19 protein-coding genes are annotated in these 19,366 nt (G+C 35.0%); 11 read left to right on the top strand and 8 right to left on the bottom strand.

The features are described 5' to 3' along the window. Positions 1–21: 21 nt before the first annotated feature. The 6 genes from OXQ85_RS18780 to OXQ85_RS18755 form a co-directional block, all read right to left on the bottom strand. Positions 22–2,556, bottom strand: coding sequence for a hypothetical protein (locus OXQ85_RS18780; protein ID WP_267406462.1), 2,535 nt, complete (start codon positions 2,554–2,556; stop codon positions 22–24). Between the two features lie 34 nt (positions 2,557–2,590). Beyond that, complete coding sequence (locus OXQ85_RS18775; RefSeq protein ID WP_267406461.1) at positions 2,591–2,818, bottom strand: hypothetical protein; 228 nt, start codon at positions 2,816–2,818, stop codon at positions 2,591–2,593. A gap of 147 nt (positions 2,819–2,965) precedes the next feature. After that, positions 2,966–4,015 (bottom strand): DUF6263 family protein, encoded by a 1,050-nt coding sequence (locus tag OXQ85_RS18770; RefSeq protein WP_267406460.1) that lies wholly within the window; start codon positions 4,013–4,015, stop codon positions 2,966–2,968. A gap of 51 nt (positions 4,016–4,066) precedes the next feature. After that, positions 4,067–4,819 (bottom strand): 23S rRNA (guanosine(2251)-2'-O)-methyltransferase RlmB, encoded by a 753-nt coding sequence (gene rlmB / locus OXQ85_RS18765; protein ID WP_267406459.1) that lies wholly within the window; start codon positions 4,817–4,819, stop codon positions 4,067–4,069. A gap of 112 nt (positions 4,820–4,931) precedes the next feature. Continuing rightward, entirely contained in the window at positions 4,932–5,405 is a 474-nt protein-coding gene (locus OXQ85_RS18760; RefSeq protein WP_267406458.1) for a DinB family protein, read from the bottom strand. Positions 5,406–5,682: 277 nt separating this feature from the next. After that, positions 5,683–7,020, bottom strand: coding sequence for a peptide-N-glycosidase F-related protein (locus tag OXQ85_RS18755; protein WP_267406457.1), 1,338 nt, complete (start codon positions 7,018–7,020; stop codon positions 5,683–5,685). Positions 7,021–7,260: 240 nt separating this feature from the next. Between OXQ85_RS18755 and OXQ85_RS18750 the strand changes: the two genes are divergently transcribed. From OXQ85_RS18750 to OXQ85_RS18700, 11 genes are all read left to right on the top strand, one after another. Next, positions 7,261–8,556 carry a hypothetical protein gene (locus OXQ85_RS18750; RefSeq protein ID WP_267406455.1) on the top strand — a complete coding sequence of 432 codons (1,296 nt, stop codon included), beginning with the start codon at positions 7,261–7,263 and terminating at the stop codon, positions 8,554–8,556. A 256-nt stretch (positions 8,557–8,812) separates the two neighbouring features. Continuing rightward, the gene (locus OXQ85_RS18745) at positions 8,813–9,817 is read left to right on the top strand and encodes a MoxR family ATPase (RefSeq protein WP_267406453.1); all 1,005 of its coding nucleotides are present in this window, start codon (positions 8,813–8,815) and stop codon (positions 9,815–9,817) included. After that, complete coding sequence (locus tag OXQ85_RS18740; protein WP_267406451.1) at positions 9,817–10,275, top strand: GNAT family N-acetyltransferase; 459 nt, start codon at positions 9,817–9,819, stop codon at positions 10,273–10,275. The genes OXQ85_RS18745 and OXQ85_RS18740 overlap by 1 nt, the downstream gene beginning before the upstream one ends. 112 nt (positions 10,276–10,387) lie before the next feature. Then, on the top strand, positions 10,388–11,251 hold the full coding sequence (locus OXQ85_RS18735) for a DUF58 domain-containing protein (protein WP_267406450.1): 864 nt from the start codon (positions 10,388–10,390) through the stop codon (positions 11,249–11,251). An 83-nt stretch (positions 11,252–11,334) separates the two neighbouring features. Beyond that, a complete protein-coding gene (locus tag OXQ85_RS18730; RefSeq protein WP_267406449.1) occupies positions 11,335–12,231 on the top strand; it encodes a BatD family protein in 897 nt (298 codons plus the stop codon). Further along, the gene (locus tag OXQ85_RS18725) at positions 12,224–13,216 is read left to right on the top strand and encodes a VWA domain-containing protein (RefSeq protein WP_267406448.1); all 993 of its coding nucleotides are present in this window, start codon (positions 12,224–12,226) and stop codon (positions 13,214–13,216) included. Before OXQ85_RS18730 ends, OXQ85_RS18725 begins: the two co-directional genes overlap by 8 nt. A 5-nt stretch (positions 13,217–13,221) precedes the next feature. Next, the gene (locus OXQ85_RS18720) at positions 13,222–14,229 is read left to right on the top strand and encodes a VWA domain-containing protein (protein WP_267406447.1); all 1,008 of its coding nucleotides are present in this window, start codon (positions 13,222–13,224) and stop codon (positions 14,227–14,229) included. Between the two features lie 99 nt (positions 14,230–14,328). Beyond that, complete coding sequence (locus OXQ85_RS18715) at positions 14,329–15,072, top strand: tetratricopeptide repeat protein (RefSeq protein WP_267406446.1); 744 nt, start codon at positions 14,329–14,331, stop codon at positions 15,070–15,072. Between the two features lie 11 nt (positions 15,073–15,083). Further along, the gene (locus OXQ85_RS18710; protein WP_267406445.1) at positions 15,084–16,805 is read left to right on the top strand and encodes a BatD family protein; all 1,722 of its coding nucleotides are present in this window, start codon (positions 15,084–15,086) and stop codon (positions 16,803–16,805) included. 44 nt (positions 16,806–16,849) lie between these two features. Further along, entirely contained in the window at positions 16,850–17,452 is a 603-nt protein-coding gene (locus tag OXQ85_RS18705; RefSeq protein ID WP_267406444.1) for a MarC family protein, read from the top strand. A gap of 5 nt (positions 17,453–17,457) precedes the next feature. Next, positions 17,458–17,652, top strand: a complete 195-nt coding sequence (locus OXQ85_RS18700) for a hypothetical protein (RefSeq protein ID WP_267406443.1) — start codon at positions 17,458–17,460, stop codon at positions 17,650–17,652. Between the two features lie 88 nt (positions 17,653–17,740). Here OXQ85_RS18700 and OXQ85_RS18695 read toward each other — a convergent pair whose 3' ends face one another. Both OXQ85_RS18695 and OXQ85_RS18690 read right to left on the bottom strand, forming a co-directional pair. Continuing rightward, a complete protein-coding gene (locus OXQ85_RS18695) occupies positions 17,741–18,328 on the bottom strand; it encodes an AraC family transcriptional regulator (protein WP_267406441.1) in 588 nt (195 codons plus the stop codon). A 59-nt stretch (positions 18,329–18,387) separates the two neighbouring features. After that, complete coding sequence (locus tag OXQ85_RS18690; RefSeq protein WP_267406438.1) at positions 18,388–19,356, bottom strand: chorismate-binding protein; 969 nt, start codon at positions 19,354–19,356, stop codon at positions 18,388–18,390. Positions 19,357–19,366: the final 10 nt, after the last annotated feature.

Below are 19,366 nucleotides of genomic sequence, written 5' to 3'. Positions count from 1 at the left end.
TACGGAATGACAAAGTGTGATTTAAGCCTCTTTAATTTGAACTTCCTTTTTCTTCTTATTTATCCAAAAAATTCCGAAGCCACTCAATCCAATGAATAATCCGAAGCAAAGAAGCGAGATCCATTTCCCTTTTTCAATTACTTCCGGTTCGAAGATCATTCTGATACTGTGATTTCCGGCAGGAACGTGAACCGCACGAAGCAAATAATCTGCCTTGATGTAAGGAACTTCTTTTTCGTCCACAAACATTTTCCAGCCGTGTGGATAATAAATCTCTGAAAATACTGCTAATTGTGGCGTTTTAGACTGAGATTTAAACTCTAATTCATTTGGAAGATATTTTGTCAGATTGATCACTGCTGTAGAATCTGCCTGAACAGGTTTTCCGTTGAAATATTCTTTATCGGCAGCAGCAATTACCGCTGTTTTTTTGTTATCAATATCTCCGATTGCTTTAATCTCCTGATTTGGAGTTTCTACAAATTTCAGGTCGCTTACAAACCAAGCATTTCCGTTCGCTTTTGGATTTGGAACAACTTGTGGCTGTTCCGGTCCGCCGAAAATCATGTATTTTGCATTCAGCAAGTTCAGGATTTTTGGTGTTTTTACGCTATCCATACTGGAAAGATATTCATTTAGTAAATCATCATATCTTCTCAGTTTTACTGCGTGGTAACCACCGATAGAAGCTTTGAAATAAGACGTATTTGTTTCGCTCGTCGTTCCTAAAGTCTGGTTATAAATTCTGTAATGCTTTTTGTCTTTATCGGCGATGGTTTCTAAGGTTTTATTAACGTTTACTGTCGATAAGATAGATTCTAAATTCGGGTTACCCTGAACCTTTTCCACCAATAATTCTGAACTTTCTGTCTGGAAAGGATTTTCAGCAAAGATTTTATCTACATAATTTTCGTCATTCAGATAACGTTTATTTACTGTCCAAAGATCGAATAAACTTACCACTCCAATAATCACCAAAGCAATATTCTGATTTAATTTTTGCTTTAAAACCATAAATAAAGCTGCGGCTGCAATGGCAACGTAGATGAACGCTTTAATAGCATCAATTCTAAAAAGTTTAAATCTTTCATCCACCAAATAATCTAATAGGAAAGGTGGAAAGTATGTTTTTTCGCTTTCTGTGTGGAAACCTAATAAAGATTTACCTAAAACTAAAAGAATTAATAGTAAACCTAATGTTCCTCCGCTTACATACAAAAGAATTTTCTGTTTGTATTCCTGCGTCAGTTTTTCATCCGTGAAAAATCTGTAAAGTCCTACCATCGCAATTAACGGGAATAATAACTCCACAACTACTAAGATTGAAGATGGCGCTCTGAATTTATTATAAAATGGGACGAAATCGATAAAGAAGTCTGATAAAGGCATGAAGTTGCTTCCCCAAGCCAATAAAATGGTTAAAATGGAAGCTCCTAAAATCCAGTAACGGTATTTTTTCCAGGCAAAAAAGAATCCTAAAACAGCTAAGAAACAAACGATGGCTCCCTGATAAGCAGGTCCCGAAGTTCCGGGTTGGTCGCCCCAATACGTTACTCCGCTAAACCCTTTTGAAATCCTGTCCATTTCAGCTTGTGAACCTACATTTTCCTGAACTAATTCCTGAACTCTGTTCATCATTTCTTTACCTTCAGGCTCCTGACTTCCGCCTCCCATTAGTCTTGGAATGAAAAGGTTTAAAGTTTCCAGCTGCCCATAGCTCCACATCAGCATACTTTCTTTATCCATTCCTGAATTTCCTTCTGTATGACTGTCGTTGGTTAAGATTTGCTTTCCTCGAACGGTTTCTTTCACATATTCAGAATTCGCCATGATTCTCTGAGAGTTCATACCCACTCCGATAATGGCTGAAGCAGCGATAATTCCCGAAGAAATTAAGAAATGCTTCATCGGTGTTTTTTTCTGAATCGCTCGGATAAGTTCAGATAAGAATAAAAATCCTAAAGCGATGAAAAGATAATACGTCATCTGCGGGTGGTTCGCTGCAATCTGAAGCCCCATGAATAGGGTAGTAACAATGAATCCCCAAATATAACTTTTCCTGATATAAACCAGTAAAATTCCGGCTAAAAGCGGGGCAAAATATTCAATGGTGTTTACTTTACCATTGTGTCCCGCTGCGATAATAATATAAAAATAAGTGGAAAGCCCGAAAAAGGTAGCTCCAAGAAGCGCATATTTCCAGTTTCTGACCGCTACCATTCCCAAAAGGAAGAATCCGGCAAAAAGTAAAAAAAGATAATTAACTGGTCTTGGAAGAAAATTCAGGTAACTGTCGACCTGCTTGATGATATCGCCCTCGAATCGGCTTCCCATCTGATAAGTCGGCATTCCTCCAAACATGGAATCACTCCAGTAGGTTTCTTTTCCGAAGTTTGCTCTGTAATCTAAAAGCTCTTTGGCACCACCTCTGTACTGAACGATGTCGTGCTGGAAAAGCTGTTTTCCTGAAAAAACAGGAGTGGAATATAAAAATGCTAAAACTATAAATACAACTAATGAAATTGCAATATATATTAAGTTTTTATTTTTCGCCATGCGTATGGTTATTATCTTTTTATTTTTCGGGATTTTACCTTTTATCTTTCGTTTCTTTTACCTCTTCATAGTCCACAGTTTCTGCGTCCCATTTAAATTTTTGATCGGTACTCTTATTCGAGTTTATATCCTGCTGACGGTTATTTTGATTGTTATTGTTAAACCTGTAACTATAGAATGTTTTAAAGAAAATTCTCTTCAAAATATTCCAAACAAAGAAAATAATAATCGCGGTAAGTACCAACTCAAGAATGTACTTCATAATAAATTTAATTTTGATTTAAAGTTTAGGGAATTTGGTTTTTGGTTGATAGTTTATGGTTGATGGTTGATGGTCTTTAGTTTAATGTAAATACTCAAGACCCCTAAAACTCTACAACCCTCTCACTCAAAAACCTCCCTTTTACTCTTATTTCGCGGAAGGATTTACCATCACAGAAGAATTAGAAACGCTTTTCATAGACTGAGATTGTTTTCCGTCTGAAATGGTTTCAATCTGCGTTGTTTTCACACTGATATTCTGATTGTTGATCCATCCTGTATTTTCGTCAAATTTAATCGTTCCGTTTTGTGACAATTCACTACTCAAACTGTGCGTCATTGGTCCCTGAGCTTTTTTCTCTGTTTTTTTAGGAATTCCACCTGTTACAGAAATTTCAGCCACCCCGTTTCCTAAGCTTTTCAAAACATAGTTTGAAGTAACTTTTACAGAACCTGTAGGATCAGCGTTTTCAGAACTAGACCATTTTTCACCCACTTTTACTCCTTTTTTAGGAATAATCGTTAAGTTTTTATTGAATTGGTCTTTCAACACTTTTTCGTTGAAGCTTTCCTTAAGGCTCGCTACAACGCTTTCTCTCTGGTTTTTATCTTTTACAACTTTGCTAAGAGAGTTCCCAACTTTAGCATAAACAGCATCAAAACCTGTGATAGAAATTACATTTCCTTTCGTATCCATCTTCATGTTCAGCTTATTTCCTGTAAGCGCTCTGTTGATGTTCCAGATCATTTTAAGATCATCCTCTTTCGGTTCAGGCAATTTTGTGTCAACGACAAGCGTTTTCCCTTGTGATGATTGGGAATTTCTTTTACCAATAAGGTTTAAAGTCATGTCGTATACATTTCCTTTAATATCATTTACCGTGAAAGACATTTCATCTGTCGCTTCACTGGTTCCATTCATGGTTTTTCCCTGAGGATTCGTCATTGTTTTTGTATCTCTCTGATACGTTGTTAAAGGATAGGTTTTCCCTTTTTCCAACTTAAAACTTTGAGTAACTACGCCCGCAGAATCTTTGATCGCCGGATTTGCCTCTACTTTTGCAACAGAATCAGCAGGAACTTCTACCGTTACCGTTTTTCCTGTTTTTGGATCTACTTTTGTTACTTTCGTCGTTTCTTTTTTACAAGATACAACGGCTAGGGATGAGATAAGCGCAAGCGCTGCAATATTTTTCATTTGAATTTTTTTTAATTTTATTTTTTACTACTTCAGTTTTTTTGCAAACCTTTACAGATTCGCAGTCATTTTTTGTCTTACGGCTTCGTATAAAATTGCTCCACAAGCCACAGAAACGTTCAGAGATTGAGTTTTACCTTCAATCGGAAGTTTAATTTTATCATCCGCATGATGAAGAACTTCTTTAGAAATTCCCGTTTCTTCGTTACCCATTACAATCGCGCAAGGTTCTTTGAAATCTACATCATAAATCAATTTTTGAGCCTTTTCACTTGCTGCATATACAGAAATTCCGCTTTGCTGAAGAAAATCTACAACATGCGCTAAATTCGGTTCTTTGCAGATTTTTACATTATAAAGTGCTCCTGCAGAAGTTTTTATCGCGTCAGAATTAATTGGCGCTGCTCCTTTTTCAGGAATGATAATCGCATCAACTCCTACACATTCTGCTGTTCTGCAGATTGCTCCAAAGTTTCTTACATCTGTTAATCTGTCTAGAATCAATAAAAAAGGAGTTTTTCCTTCTTCAAATAATTGTGGAACAATATCTTCTATTTTGTGAAAAGGAACATCCGAAATGAATGCCACAACTCCCTGGTGATTTTTTCTTGTAAATCTGTTCAGCTTTTCAACCGGAACATAATTGGGACGGATTTTATTTTTGGCTAAAATTGCCTTTAATTCTGCATAAATATCTCCCTGCAATGCGTTTTGCACAAAAACTTTATCAATTGTTTTTCCCGCTTCAATAGCTTCAATTACGGGACGAAGCCCGAAAATAAAATCGTCTTTTTTATCTGTCATTTTGATAATTTAAATAATGAAATGTCAATTGTCAATTTTACTTCGTAAGTCAATTTATCGTGTTGTAAATTCATCTTTCACGATTCACTTGCGTAGTATAATTCACTTTTAACTACCTTCCTTTTTCTCCTAAAATTGCTCTTTTTTGTGCCATTACATAGCCGTAATGCAAGCTTTCATGCATGTTGTTGAAAATAATGGCATCTTGTATACTTTTCAGATCCATCCCGAAACTTGTAGTGTAAGGGGTGTAGTCTGAAAAGAAATCGCTGTCGTAATCTTTCATTAAAATCTTTGAAGTTTCTGTCAGCAAAAATTCAAGATCTTCCACTTCTGATTTTTGAACATCCAAGTTGGGCAAAGTTCCTTTTTTGTAGGTTTCGATCCAATATTTATCAATTCTAAACGGATTTCCGCTTAGGTAATAATGCAGAAGCTGCTGAGTGGCAACGGTATGCGCAATATTCCAATAAACATTATTGTTAAAACCATCCGGAATCAACAAAAGATCTTCGTGAGAAGTATTCTGTAAAATCTCCAAAAGGTTTCTTCTAACTTGTCTGTGAGCTTGAAAATGATAATTCATTTTGCAAAATTTTTAATCACCAAAAATAGTTTAATAAACTGGAAATGACAATTTTTTAGCCGTGAGATTAATGCGGAAATTATTCACCGCTGTCTTTTTCAAATAGATAAATGTTAAAGAAAGTTTTCCAGATTACTATCTTTAAAGGAGAAATTTTGTTAAAATAAAAAACTGTAAAGTTTGAAATATATTTTACTGAAACTGATCTAAAATCAAAAAGTCTCCTTTGAAAATGTTCAAAAAGAGACTTTTAATTATTTGAAAAGAATTTTAATCTTTATTTTTTAATGATTTTATGTTTGAAAGTTGTTCCGTCTTTCAATGCAATATCCAAAATATAAATTCCTGAATTGTAAGAAGAAATGTCAATTTTGTTTTCCTTATAGCTTTCTGTCAGTTTTCTTCCATCTATACCATATACTGCAATTGAAGCTACATCAACGCGTGATTTTATATTGACAATATCAGACGTTGGATTGGGATAAATACTTACATCTACTGTTTTTACATCTTTTACATTTAAGTTATTGCTGCTTTTACCCTGCATGTAAACAGACAGATAAACTTCTCCCTGTTGTTGATTAAATACAGCCGACGGAATAGTATGTTTCAGGGTGTGATTTCCCGCTGTCAAATTGGCAATCGTAAATCCTCTGATCGGAACTGAGTTTCCAGGACACCAGTTGTTCCAAGAAGTCCAGCTTGCAAAAGATTGAGGAGTTGTACCGTAAATTCCATTTCCTTGTGTGTTGTAAACTCGGTAAGGTTCGCATGAAATCCCTCCAGGTGTATACGTCAGCACCTGTACATCATCTATATAAGTGTAGTTTTGTCTTCTGATATATTCTTCACCGCCACTGTTGGCACCGTGAGGAGTAGAGATTAGCGAAAAGTTAGCGTCTGTAACGGCCGCAGGTAAATTAAAGGTGACAAGTCTTACCGTTTCACCCGTAACATCTGTGCTGTCATAATTATTCACTCGGCTGTAGCTTAGCAAAGGGGTAAGGTTGTTGTAGTCTGTTGCTGTAGCTCCTGTATCGGTCGAGAAAAAGCTAAGACTTCCGGAGAATACATCATTTCTTCCTGAGCATCCGCTTACCTGTGTGTTTGCGGCATAAGGCACACCAAAAACATCTAGTTCCATATACATATCATACGTGCTACGAAGCGAAGAATCGTGAAAAATACTGTATAGATTGCTTAAATTATAAGTGTAAGGAACTTCCAACGGAGAACGGTTTTTGTTCATGAAAGGAGTGATATATCTGGCTACTTCAATTCTTTTCACATTCGCATCATTCATGGTGTATGTTACCTGATTTTTAGGAACCAAAGCTAAAAAAACCTCTCCCAGACGGTCATAATTATCGCAAAGCGCTCCAATAGTGACTCTCATTGCGATCTTCGCTTTAAATGAATTCAGTTCTGCATCTGTAAGTTTTCTTGCATATCTCGTGTTTCCAAGTCTTATTAATCCGGAAGGAACAGGAGTGGATACCGTTGCTGCATAACCATCATAATATGTTGCCTGAGACATCAGATCGAGTTGGGTTGTTGTTTGTGATTGGAACAGTCCTGCCGAAAATAAACTTAAAAAAAGTAGTTTTTTATACATGCTATTGGTATTTGTTACAAATGTATTAAAATATGTAGTTAATTTTAGTATTTGTTGATTAATTTTTTAATATAAATGCTTTTTTATTGGTAATTGTTTAAAATTAAATGTGTTTTTGAACTTTTTTGCTTTAAAATATCGTTAATATTTAATATTTTTGATGAAATAATTTTAATTTGTTGTTAAAATCAAAACTTTAGTGCTAAATTCGCATAATATTCCATATTGAATTTATTGATTATGAAAAGACTTTTATTTTTATCTTTACTATTAATTTCTCTAACTCTTAATGCCCAGATCAATCTGAATATCGGAAGCACAGCAGTGGGAACAGCTCCTGTAAGTAGTTTTTTTTCCTATTCGTATGTTCAGCAGATTTATCCAAAGCAGGAAATTAATGCTAATGCCGCAGGAAATATTACAGGATTAACTTTCTATATTGATCCTTCTGCCACTATTAACGATTCTTCCAGCTGGACGGTTTATTTAGGGCATACAACAAAAACATCTTTTGCATCAGGAACTGATTGGGTTTCTTCTTCACAACTTACTCAGGTTTTTTCAGGAAATGTAACGCGAAATGGTAATAAGGTAGAACTTACGTTTACAACGCCTTTTGCTTATAATAATACAGATAATCTATTGGTTGCGGCGAAAGAAAACGCACCAAGTATTGATATTAATAATTTTGATGAAGCTTTTAAAGTGTACTCTCATCTTCCGTATTCTACGCTTTTCTACAAAGGTGATCTTGCGGTGGTAGATGTAGCAGCTCCTCCGGGAGGGATAAGAGCAGATTATAAGTCTGCCGTTACATTTGCAGGATTGACACCTAGCCCTACTCCGGCTTGTCCTTATATTCTAAGTCCTCTAAATAATGCACAGGCAGTTGCTTTATCTCCTTCTGTTACCTGGTTTCCGGTTTCCGGAGCAGATTCTTATAAGGTTTCTGTAGGAACTAGTTCAGGAAGTACGAATGTTATCAATCAACAAGTGGTTACAGGTACAACCTTCTCTCCATCGACACCTTTAAATCCTGATACTAATTATTATCTAACGGTAAAATCTGTTTCTGGTGGTGCTGAATCATCTGCTTGTTCTGAAATTTTATTTAAAACACTTCCTCCGGTTCCTGCGAATGATGCTTGTTCTGGTGCATTTTTGGCATCAGCTTTCCCATATACATACACTCAAAATGATGCAATTGCTGCTACTAATAATGCGGGAAATATTGCTGTTTGTCTTGATGCTATGAACGATGGACTTTGGTTTAAAATAAATGGAGATGGCAATCAATATACAATTAAGGTAACAATGCCTACGGGTAGTACTTTTGATCCGCAATTAGATGTTTATAGTGGTGCTTGTGGTGCTTTCTCATGTGTGGCAAATGTAGATAACTACGGTGCCGCTGGAGCAGAAACGGCTACTATTACAACTACGGCAGGAACTACGTATTTTATCAATGTAGGATCTTATGAGGAAACGATAGATGTTCCGGAAGGTGCTTTTACCATTACAATTACTCAGCTGTAACTAAATAGGTGAAAAATAAAATAGAGCGCTATGAGATTTCATAGCGTTTTTTTTGTCTTTATTTTCTAAACTTTATCTGGAATTATACTCAAAAGATAATCTTTTAAGGCAAATTATTAATTAAAAAATCAATTCATAATTTTTGAATCTCGCATTAATGCTGGAATATTTAACAAACTTTAACTCAAAAATGGCATTCATTGTGTTGATTAATGCAAGTATTTATTGGAAATTTACCCATTATTTAATTTAAGCTATGTCAGAGATCAATCAAGCTGAAGATATTCGTCAATTGACGGAACAGGTAAAAGAAGCAAACTACTTTTTTTCTCTCCTGAGACAGGAAATAAACAAGGTTATTATTGGGCAGGAATATATGATAGACCGCCTTTTGGTAGGGCTTCTGGGGAATGGTCACGTTCTTTTGGAAGGGGTTCCCGGCTTGGCAAAAACCTTAGCAATCAAAACGCTGGCCGATGCTGTTCATGGCGAATTTTCACGAATTCAGTTTACTCCGGATTTACTTCCTGCCGATGTAGTAGGAACGATGATCTATAATGTAAAAGATAATGATTTTTCCATCAAAAAAGGACCTGTTTTTGCCAATTTCGTATTAGCAGATGAGATCAACCGTGCACCTGCAAAAGTGCAATCTGCTTTGTTGGAAGTAATGCAGGAAAAGCAAGTTACCATTGGTGACGAAACAATGAAACTTCCAAAGCCGTTTTTGGTATTGGCAACTCAAAACCCGATCGATCAGGAGGGTACTTATTTGTTGCCGGAAGCTCAAAGCGACCGTTTCATGTTGAAATGCACGATTGATTATCCTAAATTTGAGGATGAAAGAACAGTAATGAGAATGGTTTCAACTTCGCATCAGCCGACTGTGAAGCCTGTGATTTCGCTGGAGCACATTGTAGCGGCAAAAGAATTAATCAATCAGATTTATCTTGACGAAAAGATCGAAAAATATATTCTGGATATGGTTTTTGCAACGCGTTTTCCAGAAAATTATGGTCTTTCAGAACTGAAAAATTATATAAGTTTCGGAGCTTCTCCAAGAGCGTCAATCAATTTAGCTATTGCATCAAGAGCGCACGCATTTTTGAAAGGAAGAGCATTTGTGATTCCTGAAGATGTAAAAGAATTGGCTAAAGACGTTTTGCGACACAGAATTGGTCTCACGTTCGAAGCAGAAGCGGAAGAAATTTCATCAGAAGAAATTATCAATAGAATTTTAGCAAAAATCCAGGCTCCGTAATGAGTGAAGTGGTGATTAGAAAAGCAGTTCAGGAAGATTGTGCTCCGATGTTGGAGCTGATCAAAGAATTGGCGGATTATGAAAAGGCATTGCATGAAGTGACTTTAACTTTAGAGCAATTCATTGAAGACGGATTCGGAAAATCGCCTATTTGGGGAGCTTTTGTTGCTGAATTTAATGGAGAAATCGTTGGAATCTCTTTATATTATGATAGATATTCAACTTGGAAGGGAAGAAGATTGTATCTTGAAGATTTGGTGGTGACGGAAAAATTAAGAGGAAAACAAATCGGAAAGAAATTGTTTGAAGCTACGATGGAACATGGAAAATCCAATCAATACAGCGGAATGGTTTTCCAAGTATTAAACTGGAACGAACCCGCCATTAATTTCTACAAAAAATACAGTCCGAAATTCGATGATGAATGGCTGAATGTTTCTATTGAGTTCAAGGTTTAATGTTTTTTGTTTAAAGTTTATTGATGTCGTTAGCCTATTTAAATTTTTAATAATAGAACATTTTTCAAACAAAAAACATTGAACAAAGAACCTTAAGCTTTAAACTAATTATATGCAGATAAAAGATATTGTAAAAAAAGTAAAGCAGATAGAAATCCGAACTCGTAAGAAGACGGAAGCTACTTTAATGGGGCAGTATCACAGTGCTTTTAAAGGACAAGGGATGACTTTTTCAGAGGTTCGTCCGTATCAGTTTGGAGATGAAATCCGCAGAATCGACTGGAATAAAACAGCACGTTTCCGCGAACCTTTCGTAAAAGTGATGGAAGAGGAGAGGGAGCTGACGATGATGTTGGTGGTAGATATTTCCGCATCGATGGATTACGGAACAAAAACGCAGCTGAAAAGAGAATATGTTGCTGAAATTGCCGCAAGTTTAGGCTTTTCGGCAGCAGGCAATAATGATAAAGTAGGATTAATTTTATTTGCTGACAAAGTGTATAAAGTGATTCCGCCACAAAAAGGGAGAAAGCATATTCTTTCGATTATCAGTACTATTTTAACGGCAGATTATGTTCCTGCGGTTTCAAAAATTGATAAAGCGATGGAATATATGATGGGAATTTTCAAAAGAAAATCTTTGGTTTTCCTGTTCTCAGATTTTGAAGATGAATATGATTCTAAAATGTTGAGAGTCGCTTCCAAAAAGCATCAATTGTTAGGAATGAGAATTTTTGATGAAAAGGATAATGAAATTCCGGATGTGGGTTATACCTTATTATATGATGCCGAAACAGGCAAACAGGTTTGGGTAAATACGTCTAGCGCAAGATGGAGATATACTTTCGCCGAAGCTCAGAAACAGAAATTAAAGGCTTTGGAAGAAGACTTTGCCAACAGCTCAGCAAGTTTTATGAATATTAATACGGGAGAAGATTATTCGAAATTATTGTATAATTATTTTCAAAAGAAATAAAAATGAAAGTTGAAATTTAGAGCGTAAAAATTAGTTTAAACTTTAAATTTTGAACACTAAACTTTGAACAATTATTTAAAAAATTGAAAAAACTATTATTTATATTTTGCTTTTTACTCTGTGCGAATGCTTTTGCGCAGATGCTCTCTTCGAATGTTGACAAGAAAACCATTGCTTTGGGAGAAGTAAACAGAATTGTTGTGACGATTAATAATCTTCATAACGAAAAAGTTTCTGCTGCTCCCAAAAACGAATTGTTGCCTTTTCATTTTGAAGAAATAAAAGACAGTATTGCACAAAATCCTGATATTTATTATAGAAGCATTGAATTTGCAGTTTATGAAGAAGGAAAATTTACGATTCCTGAACTCGAATTTAAAGTAGGCGGAAAAATTTTAAAGACGATTCCTTACGAAATCGATGTCATCAATACGGCTCAGAAAAATGATCCTATTAATGATATTATGAAAAATAAAGAAGTAAAGCTCGAAGCCACAGATTATTGGGAGCTTTACAAGTTTTATATTTTAGGTGCTATTGCGGTTATTTGTTTGATTATTGCAATCTTCATGATTGTGAAATGGGGTAGGAAATCAAAAAGTTCACCTGTTGTGGCTACCAATCAGACATTAAAAGAGCTAGATTCTTTGAAGAAGAAAAAATATGTGGAAAGTGGAAATTATCGTTCATTTTATGTTGAATTAATTGATATTTCGCGAAAATTTATCACAAAACAATATCATCTACCGGCCGATGTTTTACTGACGGATGATTTGATCGATTTAATGAAAAAAAATAATACCATTTCTCAGGAAAATGAAAAAGTGGTGGAAGATGTATTTTTAAGAGGTGATTTGGTGAAATTTGCCAAAACATTCCCAGATAAAGATGCCATGGAGAAAGATCTTGCGGATATTCGGGAATTTGTAAAAAGATCTTCTAAAGATCTGGAATTTGAAAACTTGAGAAAGGATGTTTAATTTTGAGTTTTATAGTCCGTGGTTTTTAGCACTTTTCCTGCTGTTTATTCCTCTTTTTATAAGAGACATAAGCAGACAGAAAAAGAAAGGGATTAAAGTTCCTACTGTTAAAAATATGGGCGAAAGCAGTGGAATTCTGCCTGTACTTTTTTTACTGAAATTATCAAAGTATATTATACTTTCTGCGTTAATTGTAGCAATGGCGCGACCTCGTACGTTCACGATTTCTCAGGATCGAGATGATACAAAAGGTATTGATATTATGCTTTCTGTGGACGTTTCACTAAGTATGCTGGCAAAAGATTTATCACCAGATCGTTTGTCTGCGTTGAGGGATATTGCTATAAAATTCGTCGATAAACGCCCGAATGACCGATTGGGTTTGGTGACTTACTCAGGTGAAGCGTTTACAAAAGTTCCCGTAACTTCAGATCATCAGGTGGTGATTGATGAATTAAGAAACCTGAATCCTATGGAACTTCAGCCCGGAACAGCTATTGGAGAGGGGCTTTCGGTAGCGGTAAATCACTTGAAAAATAGTAAGGCGAAAAGTAAGATCATTATTTTAATGACCGATGGCGTAAATACCATTGAAAACGCAATGCCTGCACAGGTGGCTGCCGAATTGGCAAAAAGTAACGGGATTAAAGTGTACTCTATCGGGATCGGAACCAACGGATACGCTTTGATGCCTACTCAGACAGATATTTTCGGAGATCTGGTTTTTACTGAAACGGAAGTGAAAATTGATGAACCTCTGTTGAAAGAAGTGGCAGAGATGACTGGAGGAAGATATTTCAGAGCGACATCGAATAGCAGTCTGGAAGAGGTTTACAATGAAATTAATCAATTAGAGAAATCAGACGTCAAGGTGTCCAAATTATATAATTACGAGGAATATTTTAAAATTTTCCTTTGGATTGCATTGGGAATGTTGTTTTTTGATGCTTTACTGAGATGGGTTGTTTATAAATTTTTAAGCTAATGGTAATGGATTGGTATTTAGGGAATTATTGGTACTTGTTGTTGCTGTTGCTTTTGCCGCTGCTGGCTGTCTTTATGGTTAGTTATTTAAAATGGAAGAAGAAAAAAAGAGCGGTTTTTGCAGATTCAAAGTTTCACGAGGGTTTGTTTGAAAAGAAATCGTGGTTTACGAAGTTTTTTCCGACATTATATCTTTTAGGAACATTATTTTTAATCTTTTCAATTATTGATTTGTTGAATGGTTCCGAGGAAGTTAAAACCAATCAGAAATTGAATAACGTCATTTTTATGATGGACGTTTCCAATTCGATGAATGCTGAAGATATTGAGCCAAGCCGTCTAATGGAAGCCAAGAATTTAATGATCAATACCATGCAGAAGATGAAAAACGATAAAGTTGGGATCGTGATTTTTGCTGGTGAGGCGACATCGATCATGCCTTTAACAACAGATTATGGCTCTGCTGAGACTTATATAAACGCAATTGAAACGAACTCCATGCAGATCCAGGGGACAGATTTTCAGAAAGCGATGCAGGCGGCAGTTTCAAAGTTTAAAAATGTAGGAAAAGGTTCAAGAAAAATAGTTTTGCTGAGCGATGGTGAAGATAACGAAGGAAAAGACGATGCAGCGATAAGATTGGCTAATAAGGAAGGAATTATGGTAACTTCTGTGGGAATTGGTACTGAAGAAGGAGCACCGGTTCCTGAATATGTTTTCGGGCAGTTGATGGGCTATAAATCTGATGCTGCAGGGCAGACGGTAATTTCTAAACGACAGACAGAAGCATTGACAAAAATAGCAGAATCTACGGGTGGAAGCTATATTGACGGAAATAATATCAACGAAGCTCCGAATAGAATTATAGATGCTTTAAGCAAAAAACAATCGTCGGCGACAACATTGGTAAAATCTCAAAATGCGAATCATTATTATCAATATTTTTTGGCAGTTTCGATATTCTTTTTCTTCCTGATTTATCTCATAAACCCCAAAAGAGATTTTAATGTTTAATTTCATCCTTGTTTATCAGGATTTTAAATAAGCATTTTAACCGAATTTTAACAAATAAAACGCTGTTTCTTAACAATTAAAGGAATAATTTTGCACAGTATGAATACTAAAATCATATATTTATCGTTAATAATTGCTTTTACGTTCTCAGGGCTGCTTTTTGGGCAGAACAATTACAGAACTTTAGTATTCGAAGGCAATCAAAAATTTAATGCTAAAGATTATGATGGCGCGTCTGCTAAATACTTTGAAGCTATAAAGTCTAACAGAAAAGATTTTACAGCTCATTACAATTTAGGTAACGCATTATATAAAAGTAAAAAATACGAAGAGGCTAAAACAGAATTTGAAAGAGCGCAAAAACTGGCTCAGACACTTCCTGATAAAGCGGCAGCTCTTCACAACATGGGCAACACTTATATGCAGATGAAACAGCCGGAGCAGGCTGCTAATTTTTATAAGCAAGCGCTAAAACAAGACCCTTACAATGAGGCAACAAGAAAAAATTATGAAATTGCCAAACTGAAGGAAAAAGAAAACCAACAAAAAAAACAGCAAAACAACTCAGGAAAAGGGGGCGGCGGCAAAGACCAAAAACAGAATGATGATCAAAAAGGAAATCCGAATGATAAAAACCAAGATCAGGGAAGCGGAAAGCAGAATCAAGGTGAAAGTCAACAAGGAAAAGATCCTAATCAAAATCAAAATAATGAGGGCAAAATGCCTAAAGATCTCGAAAACGCAATTCTAAATAAAGTAAGCGAAAAAGAAAGAGAAACCGCCAGAAGAATTTTGAATAAAAATTCTTATTCGATGCCTGAGAGCAACGAGAAAGATTGGTGATGCAGCACAAATTGATTTACATATTATTATTTTTATCTTCCGTAATTTCTTACGGCCAGGTAACTATATCCATTGATCCCGATAAAAATGATTACTCGGGTAAGGAGGTTGTAAATCTTACGGTGGTGCTTGAAATGAACGGAAGCGAGTACAATCAGCAAACGCCAATTCGTCTGCCGGATCTTTCAAAATTCAATATTATCGGAAGCGGATCTGTCAACAATACTTATATCGATCCCGCGACCAATACCGTTATTACTCAACGTGTTTCACAAATTGCTCTTGAACCAAAACAAAAAGGTAAGATCAAGATCGGTTCGGTGCTTGTTACGGTTAATAATAAAATTTATAAGACAGAACCTTTCGACATTCTGGTAAAAGATGTTGAGAAAAAATCTGTGGCTTCCAACAATAATGATCTTTATCTTAATATGGAAATTGAAGATCGTGATGTTTATCAGGACCAGCCAACCATTGCTGTTTTAAAGGCTTACTCCAAAAACATGGATAATTTAAGGAAGGTTAAAAATATCAATCTTCCTAAACAAGAAAACATCAATGTTCACCCTGTAAGTTTTACCAAATCAGAAATTGATCCTTCGGGTTCAGGCAATATGGCTTCACAGGTTTTAGCCGTATTTATGGTGTTTCCGAATGAAGCAGGATATGTTGAAGTTCCTGCAGTTTCAGCGTCAATTAATTCTTATTCACATAAAAATAAACTTCTTTCCAACAAGGTTAAATTGAATGTTAAAAAGCTTCCGGAAGGCTCTCCTGACTGTTTTAAAAATGCGGTGGGTAACTTTAGCGTAAGCGTGTATCATTCACCCAAAGAAAAAGTGGAGGTTAAAAAACCAATCAATGTTTTTGTAAAAGTTTCAGGTGAAGGTAATTTGTCTGATATGCAATTGCCTAAAATCGAGAACTCTCCTGATTATGATGTTTTTGCTCCGAAAATAACCTCAAAAGTTGCTCCCGGAACTTCAGGAATAAAAGGAGAAGTTTTGGCAAATTATGTCGTAATTCCTAAAAAAGCAGGCGAAATTGCTATTAAAACGGAACAGTTTGCCTTTTTTAATCCTGCTAAAAAAGAGTATGTTGACTTAGGTCAGGAAACTTTGGCGGTAAATGCTTTTTCTCACGATCAAATTTTAGAAGCTCGTTCTACCGTTGAAAAGGTAAATGAATACACCAATAATTTTCTTGAAACAGTAAATAGTCCGGTTTTAAAAACGACTTCCTTCAAAGTAAAAGAGAAAAGTAAATTCAACTGGAATGTACTTTTTGTGAATGCTGCAATACTTTTAGGATTGTTAATCGCCTACTTTTTATTTAAAAATTGGCAAAAAAAACGTAATTTAGTTAAGGAAACTGTACCTCCACGATCATTAGGCTCTATTGCTGAAACAGAAAATGAAATTCGAAAAAATCTGGAAACAGATGTGAATGATTATTTCAGTTATTTAGAAAATCTTAAAGATAGTGGGGATTATCAGAAGTTCTTTCAAATTGTAGATGAAATGGATTCTGAGATCAGAAAGCAGTATTCTCAAGGTTCTATGGAAGATTTTAAGTTGCTTTTAGAAAAACATAACGGAGCTTTAATTGCCGATGAATACAGTAAAGTATCTCAAAAGATTCAGATTGAAAAATATGCGCCTGTAAAATCTTCGGAAGGAATTGATGAACTTTTGAAGGCGATTGTTAATTTGTATTCACAGATTAGCAAATAATCAATTTATTTTCATATTTTTGCGAAATTATTAATTACGGAAAGATGGAAGTTTTCAATGATTTTTCAATAAAAGAGATTGTTACGTGCTTTATGGTACTTTTTGCGGTAATCGATATTATCGGTTCTGTGCCTATTGTGGTAAGTTTGCAGCAGAAATTCGGGCAAATAGAAGCAGGTAGAGCTTCGGTAACGGCGGGTGCTATTATGATCGTTTTCCTTTTCGTAGGGAATAAAATTCTTAAATTAATCGGCGTTGATGTAAATTCTTTCGCTATTGCCGGTGCGTTCGTTATTTTCATTATTGCACTGGAAATGATCTTAGGTATTGAAATTAATAAAAGCTCTGAAGCCAAATCGGCATCCATTGTTCCTATCGCTTTTCCATTGGTAGCTGGTGCCGGAACTTTAACGACTACACTTTCTCTGAGAGCTGAATTTCATGATATTAATATTATTTTGGGCATCATTCTCAATACAATTTTCGTATATTTGGTGCTGAAATCTGCCAAGTGGCTGGAGAAGAAAATGGGTGAGGCTACCTTGTCGATCTTACAAAAAGTTTTCGGAATCATTCTTTTGGCAATATCAATTAAATTATTCACCGCAAATTTTGCGCAATTGGTGCAGAATTATATTAATTTTTAAGAATCATGCAGAAGTTTTATAAAGTATTTTTAATACTATTTATCGTGTTCATCGCAATCAATCTTTATGCTCTGGATTGGCAATCAGATATTTTGTCTGAAGATAACCTGAAGTTTGTTTTCTCAATTGCTTCAGCGGTCATTGGTCTTATTGTTCTTTTCGTAATGGAAACATGGAGTAGAGTAGGCGTGAAGAAATAATTTTGAATTACATCTTAATACATATAAAATCCTCTTTCAGTTTTGAAGGAGGATTTTTGTTTATGCTAAAGTTTATATTTAAACTGAATTAAGGGGTTTCCTTTAATCTTTCCATTTCTTTTAAGTAGACAGAAAGGGGAGTTCCGGTTCTTTTTTTAAAGGCTAACGTGAAAGCCTGCTCGTTGTTATAGCCCAATTCATCGGCAATGACAGATAACTTATAAGAACGAAATTTTCTGTCGTCACTTAAACGATTGATAGCGCACTCTATTCGCAAATCATTTAAATATGTAGCAAAATTTTTACCCTTATAAATATTGATGATTTCAGATAAATATGCGGTATTGGTATTAAATTTTTTGGATAAATTAGCTAATGTAATTCCTTTTTCAAGAAATTCACTTTCTCTTTCAAATGTCTCCAGATCAGCTAAAACTTTGTCGACAACATCTCTCGAAATTGTACAGAAAGTTTTGGTTTTTAAACTTTCCTTCAGCTGATTTTCTATGAATTTTTTCTGAAGTTCAAGCTTTAAAGTATAGCTGTTTTTATGTTGGAATTGATGTTGCGGTTGATTATATTTCGGGATGTTCCCTGAATATTGTTTTACAAAATTAGTGTAAAGTATGTAAATAATCAATATGATTAATAGTATTAGCAATAAAATAACATCCATAATTCATCATTTAGTTATTGTACAAAAATATAGTTTTCCTTGGTTATTCAATTTTTTATTTACGAAAATTCCAGATTTTTCAAAACAACTTCCGATTTCAATTCAGTCTCTATCCATTCTTTTTCCGTATTGCTTTGAGCTGTAATTCCACCGCCAACGAAAGAATGAACCGAATTTTGATACAGTTTTGAACATCTTAAATTCACAAAATACTGAATGGTATCTTCATTTTCAATTCGAATATAACCAGAGTACAATTCGCGTGCAAACTTTTCGAATTTCTGAATATTTTCTTTACAAAAGTCTTTTGGGATGCCGCAAACTGCCGGAGTGGGATGTAAATCGTTAATGATTTTGCTTAAATCTTGAGGGTTTATTTTTGTCTTAAAATCAGTTCTTAGATGTTTAATATTTCCAGAAATATGATCGTAAGTTTCAGATTCATTAATATGATCTGAATAATTGTTTAAAATATTTCTAATATATGATGAAACAGGTTTTTGTTCTTCAATCTCTTTTTCCGACCAATTTTCTGAAATGGGAAGCGTTCCGGCAAGACTCATGGTTTCAAATTCATGAGTTTTTTTGTTGAATTTTCCTAAAACTTCTGAAAAGGCGCCCATCCATGACGTTTCGCCATCAAAGAATAAATATCGGAAAGCATTTGGATAAGATGCGCAGATATTATTAAAACTCGCTTTTAAATCAATTGTATTAAAACCGGTGAAAATTTTTCTTCGTGAATACACCATTTTAGGAAGATGATTTTCTTTAATTACCTGAATTACCTTATCCAGCTGATTAAGATATTCTTCCTTTGTTTCCGCTTCTATTTGATTATCATCTTTTGGCAAAATTTCGCTGGAAATGACATGGTTTTTAAAGTCTTCTTCATTTATTTCAATGATATTTCCTTCGAAACTTACCTGCCTATTTCCATCAAATGTGTAAAACTGAATAGGATTTTGATCGTTTTTTTCGTCTGTGGAATACAGTTTTTCGTCGAATGGAAGTTTGAAATAAATCATCAGATAATAC

This window comes from Chryseobacterium sp. GM_Chr_2, from assembly GCF_026540445.1.
Lineage (GTDB): Bacteria > Bacteroidota > Bacteroidia > Flavobacteriales > Weeksellaceae > Chryseobacterium.
The sequence above is the reverse complement of the archived record's forward strand: the minus strand, read 5'-3'. Positions and strand labels throughout refer to the sequence as shown.

What these genes read in the sequence shown, in the direction of transcription:
- OXQ85_RS18750 (WP_267406455.1), top strand. Translation starts at nt 7,261, where the DNA reads ATGAAAAGACTTTTATTTTTATCTTTACTATTAATTTCTCTAACTCTT.
- OXQ85_RS18700 (WP_267406443.1), top strand. Translation starts at nt 17,458, where the DNA reads ATGCAGAAGTTTTATAAAGTATTTTTAATACTATTTATCGTGTTCATC.
- OXQ85_RS18745 (WP_267406453.1), top strand. Translation starts at nt 8,813, where the DNA reads ATGTCAGAGATCAATCAAGCTGAAGATATTCGTCAATTGACGGAACAG.
- OXQ85_RS18720 (WP_267406447.1), top strand. Translation starts at nt 13,222, where the DNA reads ATGGATTGGTATTTAGGGAATTATTGGTACTTGTTGTTGCTGTTGCTT.
- OXQ85_RS18775 (WP_267406461.1), bottom strand. Translation starts at nt 2,818, where the DNA reads ATGAAGTACATTCTTGAGTTGGTACTTACCGCGATTATTATTTTCTTT.
- rlmB (WP_267406459.1), bottom strand. Translation starts at nt 4,819, where the DNA reads ATGACAGATAAAAAAGACGATTTTATTTTCGGGCTTCGTCCCGTAATT.
- OXQ85_RS18725 (WP_267406448.1), top strand. Translation starts at nt 12,224, where the DNA reads ATGTTTAATTTTGAGTTTTATAGTCCGTGGTTTTTAGCACTTTTCCTG.
- OXQ85_RS18715 (WP_267406446.1), top strand. Translation starts at nt 14,329, where the DNA reads ATGAATACTAAAATCATATATTTATCGTTAATAATTGCTTTTACGTTC.
- OXQ85_RS18735 (WP_267406450.1), top strand. Translation starts at nt 10,388, where the DNA reads ATGCAGATAAAAGATATTGTAAAAAAAGTAAAGCAGATAGAAATCCGA.
- OXQ85_RS18770 (WP_267406460.1), bottom strand. Translation starts at nt 4,015, where the DNA reads ATGAAAAATATTGCAGCGCTTGCGCTTATCTCATCCCTAGCCGTTGTA.
- OXQ85_RS18755 (WP_267406457.1), bottom strand. Translation starts at nt 7,020, where the DNA reads ATGTATAAAAAACTACTTTTTTTAAGTTTATTTTCGGCAGGACTGTTC.
- OXQ85_RS18780 (WP_267406462.1), bottom strand. Translation starts at nt 2,556, where the DNA reads ATGGCGAAAAATAAAAACTTAATATATATTGCAATTTCATTAGTTGTA.
- OXQ85_RS18760 (WP_267406458.1), bottom strand. Translation starts at nt 5,405, where the DNA reads ATGAATTATCATTTTCAAGCTCACAGACAAGTTAGAAGAAACCTTTTG.
- OXQ85_RS18740 (WP_267406451.1), top strand. Translation starts at nt 9,817, where the DNA reads ATGAGTGAAGTGGTGATTAGAAAAGCAGTTCAGGAAGATTGTGCTCCG.
- OXQ85_RS18705 (WP_267406444.1), top strand. Translation starts at nt 16,850, where the DNA reads ATGGAAGTTTTCAATGATTTTTCAATAAAAGAGATTGTTACGTGCTTT.
- OXQ85_RS18690 (WP_267406438.1), bottom strand. Translation starts at nt 19,356, where the DNA reads ATGATTTATTTCAAACTTCCATTCGACGAAAAACTGTATTCCACAGAC.
- OXQ85_RS18695 (WP_267406441.1), bottom strand. Translation starts at nt 18,328, where the DNA reads ATGGATGTTATTTTATTGCTAATACTATTAATCATATTGATTATTTAC.